Raw genomic sequence first — 14,872 nt, 5'->3', positions numbered from 1 at the left:
ATTGTACTTTTAATCACCAAAAGCGAGATGCAAAGTTTGATTGGATCTCGAAGTTGTTAAAGATTTTCGCGATAAATAAAAGAATATGCATAGGACAGCGAAGCGGCATTTTGTTAAAATGTTGAAAAATCTTTATCAGAGATGTTGTGTGCTGCCATTTAAACTTTGGGTCGATGCAGATGCTTTACCTAAAATTCTTCGTGAAGTGATCTTACGTGCATCAGACCGTTATCAATTGGAAGTTACTTTTGTTGCAAACCAGCCTGTAGGTATTACGCCATCTGTACGGATCAACTCAATTCAAGCAATGTCGGGTGCAGATCAAGCTGACCAAGAAATTGTTGATCGTATGGGGGAGAATGATATTGTGATTACTCAGGATATCCCTTTAGCGGCACAGGTTATTGAAAAGGGTGGTGTGGCAATTCATCCACGTGGAGAAGTGTATACTTCAGCCAACGTCAAAGCTCGCTTACATTTACGTGATTTTATGGATACTTTGCGCGGTGCAGGTGTACAAACAGGTGGACCACCACCGATTTCTGAGCGTGATAAACGTGAGTTTTCGAGTAGCTTAGACCAAACCATTCTCAAGCAGAAACGTAAGACTTCGATATAAGTTTAACTCATGCTTTGAATAATCATCTGCGACTGATTTTTTCGACCTTTTGAATGACTCGACCTTGCTTTTCAATAGATCTTCACATTGCTTGATTAAGATTTAAGTGAATTTGCAAAGATTAATGTAGAAATTCTTTTTTAAACCCAGCACATTTTAATTCACATCCAGCAGTCATTTAGGAATCTATATGCCCTCCAAATCCAACCTGATGACGACCTATATTTTATTGGTCTTCATTTGGGCAAGTACGCCTTTGGCAATTGTATGGAGTGTGGCAGATTTACATATGATGTGGGCCTTGGTTTTGCGGTTTTTTATCGCCTTGCCGATTGCTTTAATTCTATTGCTAATTTTAAAAGTTAAATTACCGTGCAATAAAATTGCTTTACATAGTTATTTAGCAGGCTCATTTAGTCTGATTGGTTCGCAAATTTTTACCTATGCTGCAACCAGTTATTTAAGTTCAGGTATTATTGCTTTGATGTTTGGGTTAGCTCCAATTATGGCAGGGCTTATTGGTCGTTTTGTTTTTGGTCAAAGATTACTGGGGATTCAATGGCTTGGGATGCTGGTTGCTGTTGTTGGCCTCGCCATTATTTGTACCAGTAGCGGGGCAAGTCAACATGTGCATCCTGTTGGAATCTTGTTGATGTTGATGAGTGTATTTACCTATGCTTTCTCCATCTTTTGGGTAAAAAAAGTGAATGCAGATGTCGTTCCAATGGCGCAAGCAACAGGTTCAATCTTGGTTTCTACCTTGGCTGCAATGTGTATTATTCCTTTTATTTGGCAGTATGCGCCTACGCATATTCCAGAAACCAAATCATTATTGGCATTGATTTATACCGTATTGATGGCTTCATTACTGGCGATGTTTTGTTATTTTAAATTGGTGCAAAATATTAAAGCCACGACTTTGTCATTGACGACTGTGATGACCCCGATGATTGCCATGTTTTTAGGCGCGATGCTCAATAATGAAAAACCAACAATGAGTGTGTTTATTGGTGCGGCGGTTTTGATCTTTGGACTAATTTTATACTTCTATAAAGATTTTAAAGCACGTCAATTGCTGGCTAAAAAGATTGAAAATTAGCATCGAATTTTGCTTTTTTCCTTTAGATTTTATGCTGAGTGATTAACCTTAAACTAAGTTTGGATTGATGCTTTTTAAATAAGATATGTTTTTAATTTTTATACAAAGTTAATCATGATACTTACAGAATGATAAAGGCCAATATGAGTCATTTTAAATAAAGCACTTTTTATAAAATAGTATATTCACTTCACCATTTTAGATAAAAGCAATCATGATAATAATTGAAGATATTGAGATAAAAGAATAAAGATAAATGGCATAGGATAAAAATAATAACCAAAATGAGTTGAAGAGAAATGACTAAGCAGATCCGCTTTAACGCCTTTGAAATGAATTGTATTGCCCACCAATCTCCTGGTTTATGGCGTCATCCTTCAGATCGTTCGACAGAATATAAAGATATTGAGTATTGGACTGACCTTGCTAAAATTTTGGAAAAGGGCGTGTTTGATGGCATTTTTATTGCGGATGTACTCGGGATATATGATGTTTACCACCACAGTGCAGAACATGCATTAACGGGTGCAGTACAAGTCCCGGTCAATGATCCTTTGCAAATTGTCCCAGCGATGGCTGCGGTAACACGGCATTTAGGTTTCGGTGTAACTACATCAATATCTTTTGAACATCCTTATCCTTTTGCACGAAGAATCAGTACATTAGATCATCTTACCAAAGGTCGGGTGGGATGGAATATCGTCACCTCCTATTTGGAAAGTGGTTCTAAAAACTTAGGACTAAATACGCAATTAAATCATGATGATCGCTATGACATTGCCGATGAGTATTTAGAAGTGCTGTATAAGCTGTGGGAAGGGTCTTGGGAAAATGATGCTGTTTTAAGAGATAAGCAGGCAGGAATCTTTGCTGATCATACAAAAGTTCATCCTATTTTACATGAGGGGAAATACTTTAAAGTTCCCGGTATTCATATTTGTGAACCTTCGCCACAACGCACGCCTGTGCTATACCAAGCAGGTGCTTCAGCTCGGGGACAAAAATTTGCAAGCCAAAATGCCGAATGTATTTTTATTGCGCCACCGTCAAAAATAGCAGCCAAGAAAATTGTTCAAAGTATTCGTGAAAAATTAAAGCAGGAAGGGCGAGATCCTTATGCTGTTAAAATTTATACCTTATTGTCAATTGTAACCGATGAAACGGATCAAAAGGCACAGGCGAAATTTAAAGAATATCAATCTTATGGAAGCTATGATGGTGCATTGACCTTGGTATCTGGTTGGTCTGGTGTGGATTTTTCACAGTATCAACCGCATGATAAAGTTGAGTATATTGAAACTAATGCGATTCAATCGATGTTAGATGCTTATGTCAATGCAGATCCTAAGCGTATTTGGACAATTGAAGAAATTGCCCATTGGAATAGTGTGGGGGGGAATGGTCCTGTATTGGTCGGTTCAGCACAAACGGTTGCAGATGAGTTACAACAATGGGTAGAAGATACCGATGTTGATGGTTTTAATTTAGCCTATATTCTTGCTCATCAAACTTTTATTGATATTGTAGATTTTATTGTACCTGAGTTACAACGTCGTGGTGTTTATCAAACAGAATATCGTCAGGGGACTCTACGAGAAAAACTATTTCAACAAGGTGCTTATTTGCCAGAGAATCATCGAGGCGCACAATATCGTAAAGAGAATACGGATAGATTGGCACAAGCAAGTTAGTCTAAATCCAATTTTAAATATGCATTTTAAATAATTATTTATTGTATATTGATTGAGCTCATTAGTTAGAGCCCAGCCCATATAATGTGGGCTTTTTTATGATTTTAATAGTTATGAATTTTAATGATAAATTTATGATTTTGTTTTGAATAATAAATGCATTTATTCGTATAAATAGTATAAAAAAATAGTGCTAGTTTAAATCTATGCTTATTTAAAAGAGTAACAACAATGACGGATTTAAACCAAAAAAACTTTTCTTCTCAGACAGCGGTTCCTTTGCAATTTTTTGAATTGAATCATGATGCACACGTTATTCAATCGGATGCGGAAGCCATTCAAGTGGCGAAAAATTTGGCCAAAGAGTTTGCCAAAGAAGCATCACAACGTGATTATGAACGTCGTTTGCCGCTTGAGGAGATACAGCTCTATTCACAAAGTGGTTTATGGGGGATTAATATTCCTCAGGCCTTTGGTGGGGCTGAAGTGAAATATCGTACTTTAGCGGAAGTGGTGAAGACCATTTCTAGTGTAGACCCTTCACTTGGACAAATTGCTCAAAATCATTGGGCTTTTATTGAGCATCTCCGTTTAGATGCCAGTCCTGAGCAGCAACAATTTTTCTTTGCTGAAATTTTAAAAGGTCGGCGTCTGGGCAATGCGTTTTCAGAAAAAGGTAGCAAGACCGTTGCTGACTTAGAAACCAAAATACATAAAACAGCCCAAGGTTATGAAATTAATGGTCAAAAATTCTTTGCTACTGGGGCTTTATTGGCACATTGGGTACCTGTCGTAGCAGTTAATGAAGAGGGGCTGCCTGTGGTTGCCTTAACGCCACGAACCAGTACAGGTCTGGAAATTGTTAATGATTGGTCTGGATTTGGACAAAGAACCACAGCGAGTGGAACTGTGTTATTGAAACAAGTTCAAGTCGATGAAAAATATATTGTGCCGATTCACAAAGCCTTTGAAAGACCTACAGCAGCAGGTGCTATTTCTCAATTTATTCAAGCCGCAGTAGATGCTGGTATTGCTCGTGGTGCAATTGATGAAACGATTCAATATGTACGCTTACATTCACGCCCTTGGATTGACTCAGGTTTAGAAAAAGCCAGCGATGATCCGTATACCATTGCAAGTATAGGGGAGTTAAAAATCAAATTACGTGCAGCCGAAGCTGTTTTAGACTTGGCTGGTGATGCAATTGATCAAGCAATCGCAGATCCATCTGAAGAGAATGTTAATCAGGCGGCATTACTGGTCGCAGAAGCCAAGGTATTAACAACTGAAATTGCCATTCTGGCTTCTAATAAATTATTTGAATTATCAGGTACTCGTTCAACATTGTCTGAATTAAATTTAGATCGCCATTGGCGTAATGCACGTACTCATACTTTGCATGATCCTGTACGTTGGAAATTTAATTTAGTCGGTAATTATTATCTCAATAACATTCACTTACCACGCCATGCGTGGAGTTAAGAATAAAAATAACCAACAGATGGAGAGAAAAAATGGGTAACTTAGATATTCAAAACCGTTTTATTGAAGATTTATCAATCTCAGCAGACTATGAGAAGGTTGCGTCAAAGTATCGTGCAATTTTTGAAAAGATTTCACAAGGTGTCGTTGAGCGCGAGCAACAGCGTATATTACCGTATGAGCAAATAGACTGGTTAAAACATGCAGGTTTTGGTGCATTACGTGTGCCAGTCAAGTTTGGTGGAGATGGGGTGTCTTTACCTCAGTTATTTCAATTGCTCACTGAACTTGCAAAGGCCGATTCAAATATTGTGCAAGCATTGCGGGGGCATTTCGCTTTTGTTGAAGATCGATTAAATGCACATAAGTTTAAGAACCAAGAATTATGGTTTAAACGTTTTGTTCAAGGTGATTTGGTGGGAAATGCATGGACTGAAATCGGTCATGTGAAAATTGGTGATGTGATTACCCGTGTGACTCAAAATAATAATCAATTGTTGGTCAATGGGAAGAAGTACTATTCAACAGGTACAATCTTTGCGGATTGGGTTGATTTATTTGCCTATGATGAACGTACTGATCAGCATGTTATTGCTGCGATTTCTCGACATGCTTCTGGGGTTGAAGTACAGGATGATTGGGATGGTTTCGGTCAAAAAACTACGGGGAGTGGCACTTTAACGTTAAGCAATGTTGCAATCGAAGCAGACCATATTTTGCCTTTTGAGCAACGTTTTAAATATCAAACTGCATTCTACCAAGTGATTCATTTGGCGACCTTATCGGGGATTGCACAGTCAGCAGTTGCAACATTTATTCATGAAGTACAAAAGCGTGATCGTATTTTTAGTCATGGCAATGCTGATTTAGTACGTAATGATCCACAGATTTTACAAGTGATTGGTAAAGCTTCCGCACAAGCCTATGCAAGTGAAAGTATTACCACTCAAACAGCAGAAGCTTTGCAGCGTGCATATATCAGTCACTTTAGTGAATCCGAAGTAAAAAATATTCAAGCAAATAATGATGCTGAATTAGAGGCAGCACAAGGGCAGGTGGTTATTTCTGATTTAGTCTTGGAGTTAACCAGTAAGTTATTTAATGCGCTTGGCGCATCTGCAAGTACCACCACAAAACAACTTGATCGCTTCTGGCGCAATGCGCGGGTCGTATCTTCACATAATCCAGTCGTATATAAGGAAAAAGTGATTGGTGATTGGGAAGTCAATCGTGAACCATTGCCTTTTGTTTGGCAAATTGGAACAAGTCCAAAAGTTGGCGCTGCCTAGAATTTAAATTTTAACCACCTTTAGTCCAAGGCTTGCTTATGCAAGCTTTTGATTTTTATAAACACCATAAAAAACAATAATTATTGTACTCATGAGTATACAAAATGGCAGATTTGGTACTATGAGGAGAAAACAAAGTTAAGTAGATTAGGGTCTGTTGACACTTCTTCTATGTTTGCGACAACGAGTGTTTTTTAGACGATATGAGGCGAGAAATACGAAATTTAGTCATTCTAAATGAGTAGTTTGTAACGACATAGCGGCAAAAAACACACTAGTCCCGTAGGGTTGTGGCTAAAATTATCTCAGTCTGCGTTATGAAACTCAAAAATAGTCTCGCTATTCTTTTCGTTTCATGCCTTATCTGCTCAATTTTAGCCTACAACGCAAGCCATTTATGAAATATCAACAGACCCTAGTACAGCAAAAAACAAATACAACGAGGAAATCATGTCGCTTAAAGGAAAAACACTTTTTATTACCGGTGCAAGCCGAGGAATAGGGCGAGAGATTGCACTAAAAGCTGCACAAGATGGTGCGAACATTGTGATTGCTGCAAAATCTACACAAGAGCATCCTAAATTAGGAGGCTCGATTTTTACTGTTGCTCAAGAAGTTGAGGCGGCAGGTGGTCAAGCTTTAGCACTTCAACTGGATGTACGTGATCAAGATGCGGTTGCGCTTGCCATGAAACAAGCAGCAGAGCATTTCGGTGGAATTGATATTTTAATTAACAATGCTGGTGCGATTAAACTGTCTGGTGTGGAGACGCTTGACCCAAACCGTTTCGATTTAATGTATCAGATTAATACACGTGCTGTGATGGTATGTAGTCAAGCTGCGTTACCGTACTTAAAAAACAGTGACAATCCACATATTTTAAATCTTTCACCGCCGTTAAACTTGGATGAAAAATGGTTTGCCAGCTATGCACCTTATACCATTACTAAATATGGCATGAGTATGCTGACTTTAGGGATGAATCAAGAGTTTGCCAGTTATGGAGTGAGTGTAAACTCACTATGGCCGAGAACGATTATTGCCACAGCTGCAATTGAGTTTTCTTTAGGCGGTAAGCAATTATTTAGCAGAGCTCGTAAACCGAACATTATGGCAGACGCCGCTTATCGTATTTTAAACAGTGAGCAACGTGCTTTAACAGGACGTTTGTTGATTGATGAAGAAATCCTACGAGAGTCGGGTATTACAGATTTTACTGAATATCGCTATGCTGATTCAGAGGATGAGTTGATGGTTGATTTGTTTGTTAAAGAATAATTGCTGAACGGATCGCGCCAATAATTCGTACCGATTTTAAAATCCTGGTTTGATTGTTTAAAATCGGTACATTAAAACATTGGAAATTTTTATAAAAAAGCAGAATATATAATATTGAATCTAAAAATGAGTGAGATGTAATTTCGTGTATGAGTTAGATTGTAAGTTGCTCAGTATTTTTTACTATATCTACAAGTTTAAAAGTGTTTCTGTTGCCGCAGATCATTTAGCGATGAGCCAACCTACAGTAAGCAATATTCTGAACAAAATTCGTGTTCATTATAACGATCCGTTGTTTTTACGGATTGGTAATGAAATGGTGCCTACAGAATTATCTAAACAACTTTATCCTTTGATCAGTGAAGCACTGAGTAAAGTTGAAATTATTAATAATTTTAGTGTGGATTTTGATGAAACAGCATCACAGCAACAATTTACAGTTGCGATGACGGATGTTTCTCACTTAGTTTTATTGCCTAAAATCTCTCAATATCTCAAAGCACATGCACCGCATGTCAAATTAAATGTTCGCGCCATCACCTCTGAAACCAGTTATCAGATGGCAAATGGTGAAATTGATTTGGCGATTGGTTTTTTACCGCAATTAGAAAATGGTTTCTATCAACAAAAATTATTCGAACAATTTTATGTGGTGATTGCATCTAAAGATCATCCACGATTAACTCAACAAAGCATGACCGTAGAGCAGTATTTGAGTGAGTCACACATCGATATTGATGCGGGTGTGGGGCATTATCACATCGCCAATGAGCTGTTAAATTTGGATTTAAAACGTGATGTATTGATGCGTATCCCGAGTTATCTTGGTGTTGGATTGGTGGTGCAAGATACTGACTCGATTGCAACCGTTCCTTATTATTTGAGTGAGGTCTTGTTGTCACGAGGAAACTTACAAATTTTTCCAGCACCAATTTCGTTTCCGACTTATTCGATTAAGCAGTATTGGCATATGTCATGTCACCATAAAACCAGTCATCAGTGGTTAAGACATATGTGTTATGAGATTTTTAGTCAGGTGAACTCAATGCCTTTACCCAGTCAGTTATTGGGTCATGCTGATCAGCCTGAAGTTTAGAGGACTTTTAAAACTGAACAGCTTAAGAACAGTTATTCTTTTAACATTAATTCGCTTGATGCTCTGAATCGGTTAGCTTATCAGGTGTCATCAATGCTTGATTGACATAGAGTTTGATTAAGCGTTCACGAGAGCCAATAGACTTTTGATAGTGCGTAGAATTTAATAATAATGATGCGCCATAAGTCACTGTCCAGATATAAGACAAGTAATCGCGGATTGACATACTACTGTTTAAGGCTTTGAGATGTGCTCCGAAAAGATCTTTAATTTCTAAAATACGTTGTTCACGTATGCTATAAAGTTCTTCGAATAAGTCTTTGAGTTTACGTTCATTATTGGTTAAACGCTCTTCAATCACATGCAGTAAAATTGTTCGATTCGAATTTAACATGTTATATAACATGTATTCAGATACATAGATTTTAATATCGTGATGATAGGCTTTAGAAATATCTAAAAGTCGTTTTTCATTCAAAATAATCAGTTCGAGATATAGTTGGTTTTTACTTTTAAAATGTTTATAGATCGTTCCTTTTGCGATATCTAGTTCAGCAGCAAGCTCACTTAACGTAATATCCTGATTATTATCAAGCAATAAGGTTTCTGCCATTGCTAAAATTTTCTCTTTGCGAAGAAGAAAATTCTGTTGGCGCACTGAACTCATTCTATTGATCCAAAACCGCTGATGAAGAACTGGACTCAGAGTATATCAGCTATTTCGCTGATTCAATAAAACTATAGTCCATCATATTCAATAAAATATTTATTTTTTTAATGTATTTAATAATTTAGCTTTTATATAAGTAAATTAGGAGAGATAAAACTTCAACGAACAATTTATAAAACTAAACTTAAGTATGGTCATACGATGAATATAGTGAAACTGTAAGAGATGTACCGTTTAAAAACATATTTAGTCAGCAACGACTTTACAAAAAAACCTGATCATTTGATCAGGTTTTTCTTTTTAATAAAGCTCTTAGAAATTAATCCGCGCGGCGCCAAATGGTACCTTGACGTGTATCTTCCAGTACTACACCTTGAGCAAGCAAAGACTGACGGATTTCATCTGCACGGGCAAAGTCTTTATTTTTCTTGGCATCAACACGTTGTTGAATGAAATCTTCAATATCAGCTTCGGATAAACCAAGTGCTTCTTGACCAATGTCTGATTTTAAAAACTCATCTACATTGTATTGAACCAAGCCAAGAATATTGGTCAAGTGGCGTAAAGTAGAATAATAAAGCGTAGATTGCGCTGCATTCTCTTCTTTAACCGCACGATTCAATTCTTTAATAATTTCGAATAAAACTGCAATTGCTTCAGATGTATTGAAGTCATCACGCATTGCTGAATTAAAGCGCTCGACGAGCGTTTCATCTAACAGATCTGTGGTTTTATCGCCATAGACTTGTTGATATGCTTTAAATGCATGATAAAAACGAGAAAGCGTAGTTTTTGCTTCTTTTAGTGCAAAGTCCGAGAAGTTTACAGGGCTACGATAGTGTGATGACACAATAAAATAACGAATCACTTCAGGATGAAATTTCTCCATCACATCACGAATGGTAAAGAAGTTGCCTAAAGATTTAGACATTTTTTCACCATCGACATTGATAAAGCCAACATGCATCCAGTAGTTTACATATTGTTCATCTGTTGCTGCTTCTGATTGCGCAATTTCATTTTCATGATGTGGGAATAAAAGATCTGAACCGCCACCATGAATATCGAAATGATTGCCTAAGCAGCAAGTTGACATTGCTGAGCATTCAATATGCCAACCTGGACGGCCATTACCCCAAGGTGAAGCCCATGATGGCTCATTTTCTTTAGCATGTTTCCATAGCACAAAGTCAAATGGATGTTTCTTCTCAACTTCAACATCAACACGTTCAGAAGCGCCAGCTTGCATATCGTCAAGTTTACGTCCTGAAAGTCGGCCATAGTTCTTAAATTTTTCAACTTCAAAATACACATCGCCATTTGCAGAAGGGTAAGCCGTGCCTTTATTGACAAGGTTACCAATCATATTCTGCATTTGATCGATGTAATCTGTTGCGCGTGGTGCCTCATCAGGTGCTAAGCATCCTAGGTTTTCGGCATCGTCATTCATCGCCTTGATAAAACGATCGGTCAAAGCTGTAATGCTTTCGCTATTTTCATTGGCACGCGCAATAATTTTGTCATCGATATCTGTGATGTTACGAACGTATTTAACATTCCAACCTTGGCTACGTAAAAAACGAATAATGTAGTCAAAAGCAACCATCACCCGAGCATGGCCTATATGACAGTAATCATAAACTGTCATACCGCACACATACATGTCGATATGTCCTTCTTTACGGGGAACAAATTCAACTTTTTTTCGTTGCTCAGAGTTGTAAAGAACAAATGGTTGCATAGGTTTTCTAAAGGCTTCAATAAAATGATGATTAATCTTAACCTAAGCTCCATATTTCATAAAGTTTTATACGTTATTTTTCTAAGAAAATGAAATTTATACATTTAGGAAAGCAGCCTATTGTATTGCTATGCTAAAATAGCAAAAATATTCCATTCGATATTCAAAACTCTTTATTAGAGTTAAGGTTAGCCCATTTTGAATCCTGAAAATAAATCAAATCAAGTTGATTTTCAAAAAGTTGCACTTGAAACTTTACGCATTGAAGAACATGCCATAGAGATTTTAGCGACTCAAATTGATGAACGCTTTACGCGCGCATGTGAAATTATTTTACAATGCCAAGGTCGTTTAGTGATTACGGGTATGGGGAAATCTGGGCATATTGGGCGGAAAATGGCAGCAACTTTCGCATCAACAGGGACACCATCATTCTTTATGCATCCTGGTGAAGCAGGGCATGGCGATTTGGGTATGTTGGTCAAAGGTGACGTGTTGATTGCAATTTCAAACTCTGGAAAGAGTGATGAGATTATGATGTTGATGCCACTGATTAAGTATTTGGAAGTGCCTTTGATCACCATCAGCGGTGATGACAAAGGACCTATGCCACAAAATGCAGATGTTGCGTTGACACTTGGAAATATCAAAGAAGCATGTCCATTAGGTTTGGCACCAACCTCAAGTACTACTGCAACATTGGTATTGGGCGATGCACTGGCTGTGGCATTATTAGATGCACGTGGTTTTACTGCAGATGATTTTGCAATGTCACATCCTGCGGGTGCGTTGGGTAAACGATTGTTGTTACATGTTAAACATTTGATGCGTACAGGCACTGATTTACCTAAAGTATTTCCTGATACACCAATGAATAAAGTTTTGTACGAAATTTCTAACAAGCGTTTAGGTTTAACCACTGTTGTCGATGAAAATGATACTTTATTGGGCATATTTACCGATGGTGATTTACGTCGTTTAATTGATAGACAGCAAGGTTTTGATGTGAACTTGCCTGTTTCCGCGGTCATGGTTCAAAACCCTTCAACCATTTCTAAAGAAGCACGTGCAGTTGAAGCTTTAGAAAAAATGAATGAAAAGAAAATTAGTCAATTTATTGTCGTCGATGATGCCAATAAAGTGATTGGTGTAATTAGTATGCATGACCTGATTCAAGCTGGAGTAAATTAATCAATGGCTTCTTATGTTTTACTGGAACAAGCGCGTCATATTGAAGCATTGGTTTTAGATGTAGATGGTATTTTGAGTGATGGTTTTGTGACGTTGACCAATACAGGGGATGAAATTAAATCCTTTGATATTCGTGACGGATTGGGCATGAAACTGGTGCAAAAATCTGGGATTAAAGTCATCATTATCACTGGTCGCAAAAGCAATATTGTTGAAAAGCGTATGGCTGATCTGGGGGTGGATTTGATCTTTCAAGGTCGTGAAGACAAAGGGACTGCACTTAAAGAAGCTTGTGCTCAATTCAATTTAGATCCTGAAGACTGTTTATATATGGGCGATGATTGGCCAGATCTTTCTGCCTTTGCAATTGCAGGAATGAAAGTCACTGTACCCAATGGGCATGTTGAAGTGCGTCGTCGAGCAGATTTAGTCACTCAGGCGATGGGTGGGCGTGGAGCTGTGCGTGAAGTCTGTGATATGTTGCTGATGGCAAAAGGCACTTACCAAGAATTACTTGAAAAATATACAGCTATACCGCATTAATAGCGTAAATTCAGATTGATCAAATGTTGAATGTAATTTATGGATACTAAGGTTTTATATGTGACTGCAGTTGTCATCGCGGCAATCAGTGGTGGCTATTACTATTACAGTGGAAAAGGCAAAAAGTTGGATGCGAATTCAGCAAAAAGCATGACGTATACTGCTGAGGGTATCCAGTTGGTTCAAACAGATGAAAAGGGTAATCTTTATGTTCGTGCTCAAGTGGATCGTTTAGAGCAGGATTTACAAAGAAAAACTTCAACATTGAGTAATCTCAATGCTTCGATGTTTCATCAAAATAAAGTAGATTCAACTTTTTTTGCAAAAGAAGCACGAGGATTTAATGACAATGAAAAAGTCGTTTTATCTGGACAAGTTAAAGCGACCAAGATTGGTGAACGAGGGACCATGGAATTTCAAACAGACGAGTTAACGGGTTACCCTAAAATACGTCAGTTTGAAACGACTCACCAAGTGACTGTTAATGCACCTGATGCAGAATTTATTAGTCAGGGTTTAAAAGCTGATTTAAACCAAGGTCAATATGAATTTGCACATATTCGAGGAAAGTATGTACCTAACTAAGCCTTTTTCAATGAAACAATCTTTCCTAATAAAAGCGATCTGCACTGCCGGTTTAATGGGCTTGTCTGCAGCAGCATTTGCATTACCGTCAGATCGTAATCAGCCAATTTCATTGGTTGCAGATAAAGCAACCTATAATGAAGCTGCGGGTGTAACGACATATACCGGTAATGTCATCATTGAGCAAGGTACTATGAAGCTTCAAGCTGCTTCAATTGTGGCTCAATTGAATAAAAATAAGCAAATTAGTACCATTACTGCCACTGGGGGCCCAGCAAAGTTTCAACAACAAGTTGATACGGCTAAGGGTGTTGCTCGTGGAGAAGCGCAAAAAATTATTTATAATGCTGAAACAGGTATTATTAATCTGATTGGTAATGCTTATTTATATCAAGATGGAGCAAGTATTCGCAGTAGTTCATTAAAATACAGTATGAACAAAGGTGATATTGAGGCTTCGGGCAGTTCAAATAGCACAGGTTCTGCGAAAGGACGTGTACAAATTATTATTCCGCCAAATAGCACCAAGTCTTTCCCTGGAGCGCGTGATTAATGACAGCATCGAATCAGCCTCAAGTACTTTGTATCAAACATTTAGCAAAAGTTTATAGTAAACGCTGGGTGGTCAAAGATGTTTCATTTAGTATGCAAAGTGGACAGATTGTAGGTTTGCTTGGGCCGAATGGTGCGGGTAAAACCACCAGTTTCTATATGGTCGTTGGTTTGGTGCGAATGGATAAAGGCGAAATTCATCTTGATAATGAAGATATTTCTGATTTAGCTATGCATCAACGTGCACGTAAAGGGATTGGTTATCTTCCACAGGAAGCTTCAATTTTCAGGAAGTTGACGATTGCTGAAAATATCATGGCCATCCTAGAAACACGCAAAGACTTAGATAAACAACAGCGTCAACAACGTCTCAAAGAATTATTAGAAGATTTTAAAATTACCCATATTAAAGATTCTCTTGGAATGAGTGTGTCAGGTGGTGAGCGCCGCCGTGCAGAGATCGCACGCGCACTTGCAGCAGATCCAAAATTTATGCTTTTGGATGAACCTTTTGCAGGTGTCGATCCAATCTCGGTAGGTGATATTAAAGATATTATTCGCCAGTTAAAAGATCGTGGGATCGGGGTTTTGATTACCGACCATAATGTTCGTGAAACCTTAGCGATTTGTGAGCATGCTTATATTGTGAGTGAAGGTGCTGTGATTGCGGAAGGTACGCCAGAAGAAGTGTTGGCAGATGAAACTGTGCGCCAAGTGTATTTGGGTGATGATTTTACTGTCTAACGACTCAGCGTTTTTAAAAAGATGAAGGACTTCCTTCATCTTTTTTTTTGCTTTTTGTGAGGTATATTTAAAAAAAAACCAGTTTTTATTCAATATTTCATTAATTATTATTTCATTAAAATTTAACAACATAGTTTTAATGTGATGGTTGTCACAGATAAAGAAATGTGTTACATGTTTTGTTTAAATTTTAATCTAAGCTAAATTCTTAAGTTTCTATAATACCCATAAAATTTAAATGTGAATTTCATATTTTTAAACGCTATGAGTTATATAAAAATAACAGGCTATT

Annotated in this window: 14 protein-coding genes; 12 read left to right on the top strand and 2 right to left on the bottom strand. The window is 37.6% G+C overall.

The window, feature by feature from the left end:
- The first annotated feature begins 118 nt into the window (after positions 1 to 118).
- From GJV03_RS11240 to GJV03_RS11210, 7 genes are all read left to right on the top strand, one after another.
- Positions 119 to 619, top strand: a complete 501-nt coding sequence (locus GJV03_RS11240) for a YaiI/YqxD family protein (RefSeq protein ID WP_154130113.1) — start codon at positions 119 to 121, stop codon at positions 617 to 619.
- A 190-nt stretch (positions 620 to 809) separates the two neighbouring features.
- Entirely contained in the window at positions 810 to 1,718 is a 909-nt protein-coding gene (locus GJV03_RS11235) for an EamA family transporter (protein ID WP_056512063.1), read from the top strand.
- A 299-nt stretch (positions 1,719 to 2,017) separates the two neighbouring features.
- Positions 2,018 to 3,409, top strand: a complete 1,392-nt coding sequence (locus GJV03_RS11230) for an LLM class flavin-dependent oxidoreductase (protein WP_154130112.1) — start codon at positions 2,018 to 2,020, stop codon at positions 3,407 to 3,409.
- Between the two features lie 231 nt (positions 3,410 to 3,640).
- Positions 3,641 to 4,891: an SfnB family sulfur acquisition oxidoreductase gene (locus tag GJV03_RS11225; RefSeq protein ID WP_004724354.1), complete on the top strand. Its 1,251-nt coding sequence runs from the start codon at positions 3,641 to 3,643 to the stop codon at positions 4,889 to 4,891.
- Between the two features lie 32 nt (positions 4,892 to 4,923).
- Entirely contained in the window at positions 4,924 to 6,180 is a 1,257-nt protein-coding gene (locus GJV03_RS11220; protein ID WP_154130111.1) for an acyl-CoA dehydrogenase family protein, read from the top strand.
- Positions 6,181 to 6,630: 450 nt separating this feature from the next.
- Positions 6,631 to 7,458, top strand: coding sequence for an NAD(P)-dependent oxidoreductase (locus tag GJV03_RS11215; RefSeq protein ID WP_154130110.1), 828 nt, complete (start codon positions 6,631 to 6,633; stop codon positions 7,456 to 7,458).
- Positions 7,459 to 7,603: 145 nt separating this feature from the next.
- Positions 7,604 to 8,554 (top strand): LysR family transcriptional regulator, encoded by a 951-nt coding sequence (locus GJV03_RS11210; RefSeq protein ID WP_105714145.1) that lies wholly within the window; start codon positions 7,604 to 7,606, stop codon positions 8,552 to 8,554.
- 46 nt (positions 8,555 to 8,600) lie between these two features.
- Here GJV03_RS11210 and GJV03_RS11205 read toward each other — a convergent pair whose 3' ends face one another.
- Together GJV03_RS11205 and cysS are read right to left on the bottom strand one after the other, a co-directional pair.
- Positions 8,601 to 9,221 carry a TetR/AcrR family transcriptional regulator gene (locus GJV03_RS11205; RefSeq protein WP_004822589.1) on the bottom strand — a complete coding sequence of 207 codons (621 nt, stop codon included), beginning with the start codon at positions 9,219 to 9,221 and terminating at the stop codon, positions 8,601 to 8,603.
- 322 nt (positions 9,222 to 9,543) lie between these two features.
- Positions 9,544 to 10,965: a cysteine--tRNA ligase gene (cysS, locus tag GJV03_RS11200; RefSeq protein WP_056512044.1), complete on the bottom strand. Its 1,422-nt coding sequence runs from the start codon at positions 10,963 to 10,965 to the stop codon at positions 9,544 to 9,546.
- Positions 10,966 to 11,163: 198 nt separating this feature from the next.
- Here cysS and GJV03_RS11195 point away from each other — a divergent pair, with 198 nt between their 5' ends.
- From GJV03_RS11195 to lptB, 5 genes are read left to right on the top strand one after another with little or no spacing between them, the layout of a single operon-like run.
- Entirely contained in the window at positions 11,164 to 12,156 is a 993-nt protein-coding gene (locus tag GJV03_RS11195; protein ID WP_004822585.1) for a KpsF/GutQ family sugar-phosphate isomerase, read from the top strand.
- Positions 12,157 to 12,159: 3 nt separating this feature from the next.
- Positions 12,160 to 12,699: an HAD-IIIA family hydrolase gene (locus GJV03_RS11190; protein WP_154130109.1), complete on the top strand. Its 540-nt coding sequence runs from the start codon at positions 12,160 to 12,162 to the stop codon at positions 12,697 to 12,699.
- A gap of 39 nt (positions 12,700 to 12,738) precedes the next feature.
- The gene (gene lptC / locus GJV03_RS11185; protein WP_004724340.1) at positions 12,739 to 13,284 is read left to right on the top strand and encodes an LPS export ABC transporter periplasmic protein LptC; all 546 of its coding nucleotides are present in this window, start codon (positions 12,739 to 12,741) and stop codon (positions 13,282 to 13,284) included.
- A gap of 10 nt (positions 13,285 to 13,294) precedes the next feature.
- Positions 13,295 to 13,837 (top strand): lipopolysaccharide transport periplasmic protein LptA, encoded by a 543-nt coding sequence (gene lptA, locus GJV03_RS11180; RefSeq protein ID WP_085942773.1) that lies wholly within the window; start codon positions 13,295 to 13,297, stop codon positions 13,835 to 13,837.
- Complete coding sequence (lptB, locus tag GJV03_RS11175) at positions 13,837 to 14,580, top strand: LPS export ABC transporter ATP-binding protein (RefSeq protein ID WP_151803313.1); 744 nt, start codon at positions 13,837 to 13,839, stop codon at positions 14,578 to 14,580. The genes lptA and lptB overlap by 1 nt, the downstream gene beginning before the upstream one ends.
- Positions 14,581 to 14,872: the final 292 nt, after the last annotated feature.

The sequence above is a fragment of the Acinetobacter sp. RIT698 genome (assembly GCF_009668065.1).
In the GTDB taxonomy this organism is placed as follows: Bacteria; Pseudomonadota; Gammaproteobacteria; order Pseudomonadales; family Moraxellaceae; genus Acinetobacter; species Acinetobacter guillouiae.
The sequence above is the reverse complement of the archived record's forward strand: the minus strand, read 5'-3'. Positions and strand labels throughout refer to the sequence as shown.

Excerpts from the sequence above, each read along its gene's own strand:
- GJV03_RS11240 (WP_154130113.1), top strand. The coding sequence starts at position 119 with ATGTTGAAAAATCTTTATCAGAGATGTTGTGTGCTGCCATTTAAACTT.
- GJV03_RS11235 (WP_056512063.1), top strand. The coding sequence starts at position 810 with ATGCCCTCCAAATCCAACCTGATGACGACCTATATTTTATTGGTCTTC.
- GJV03_RS11230 (WP_154130112.1), top strand. The coding sequence starts at position 2,018 with ATGACTAAGCAGATCCGCTTTAACGCCTTTGAAATGAATTGTATTGCC.
- GJV03_RS11225 (WP_004724354.1), top strand. The coding sequence starts at position 3,641 with ATGACGGATTTAAACCAAAAAAACTTTTCTTCTCAGACAGCGGTTCCT.
- GJV03_RS11220 (WP_154130111.1), top strand. The coding sequence starts at position 4,924 with ATGGGTAACTTAGATATTCAAAACCGTTTTATTGAAGATTTATCAATC.
- GJV03_RS11215 (WP_154130110.1), top strand. The coding sequence starts at position 6,631 with ATGTCGCTTAAAGGAAAAACACTTTTTATTACCGGTGCAAGCCGAGGA.
- GJV03_RS11205 (WP_004822589.1), bottom strand. The coding sequence starts at position 9,221 with ATGAGTTCAGTGCGCCAACAGAATTTTCTTCTTCGCAAAGAGAAAATT.
- cysS (WP_056512044.1), bottom strand. The coding sequence starts at position 10,965 with ATGCAACCATTTGTTCTTTACAACTCTGAGCAACGAAAAAAAGTTGAA.
- GJV03_RS11190 (WP_154130109.1), top strand. The coding sequence starts at position 12,160 with ATGGCTTCTTATGTTTTACTGGAACAAGCGCGTCATATTGAAGCATTG.
- lptC (WP_004724340.1), top strand. The coding sequence starts at position 12,739 with ATGGATACTAAGGTTTTATATGTGACTGCAGTTGTCATCGCGGCAATC.
- lptA (WP_085942773.1), top strand. The coding sequence starts at position 13,295 with ATGAAACAATCTTTCCTAATAAAAGCGATCTGCACTGCCGGTTTAATG.
- lptB (WP_151803313.1), top strand. The coding sequence starts at position 13,837 with ATGACAGCATCGAATCAGCCTCAAGTACTTTGTATCAAACATTTAGCA.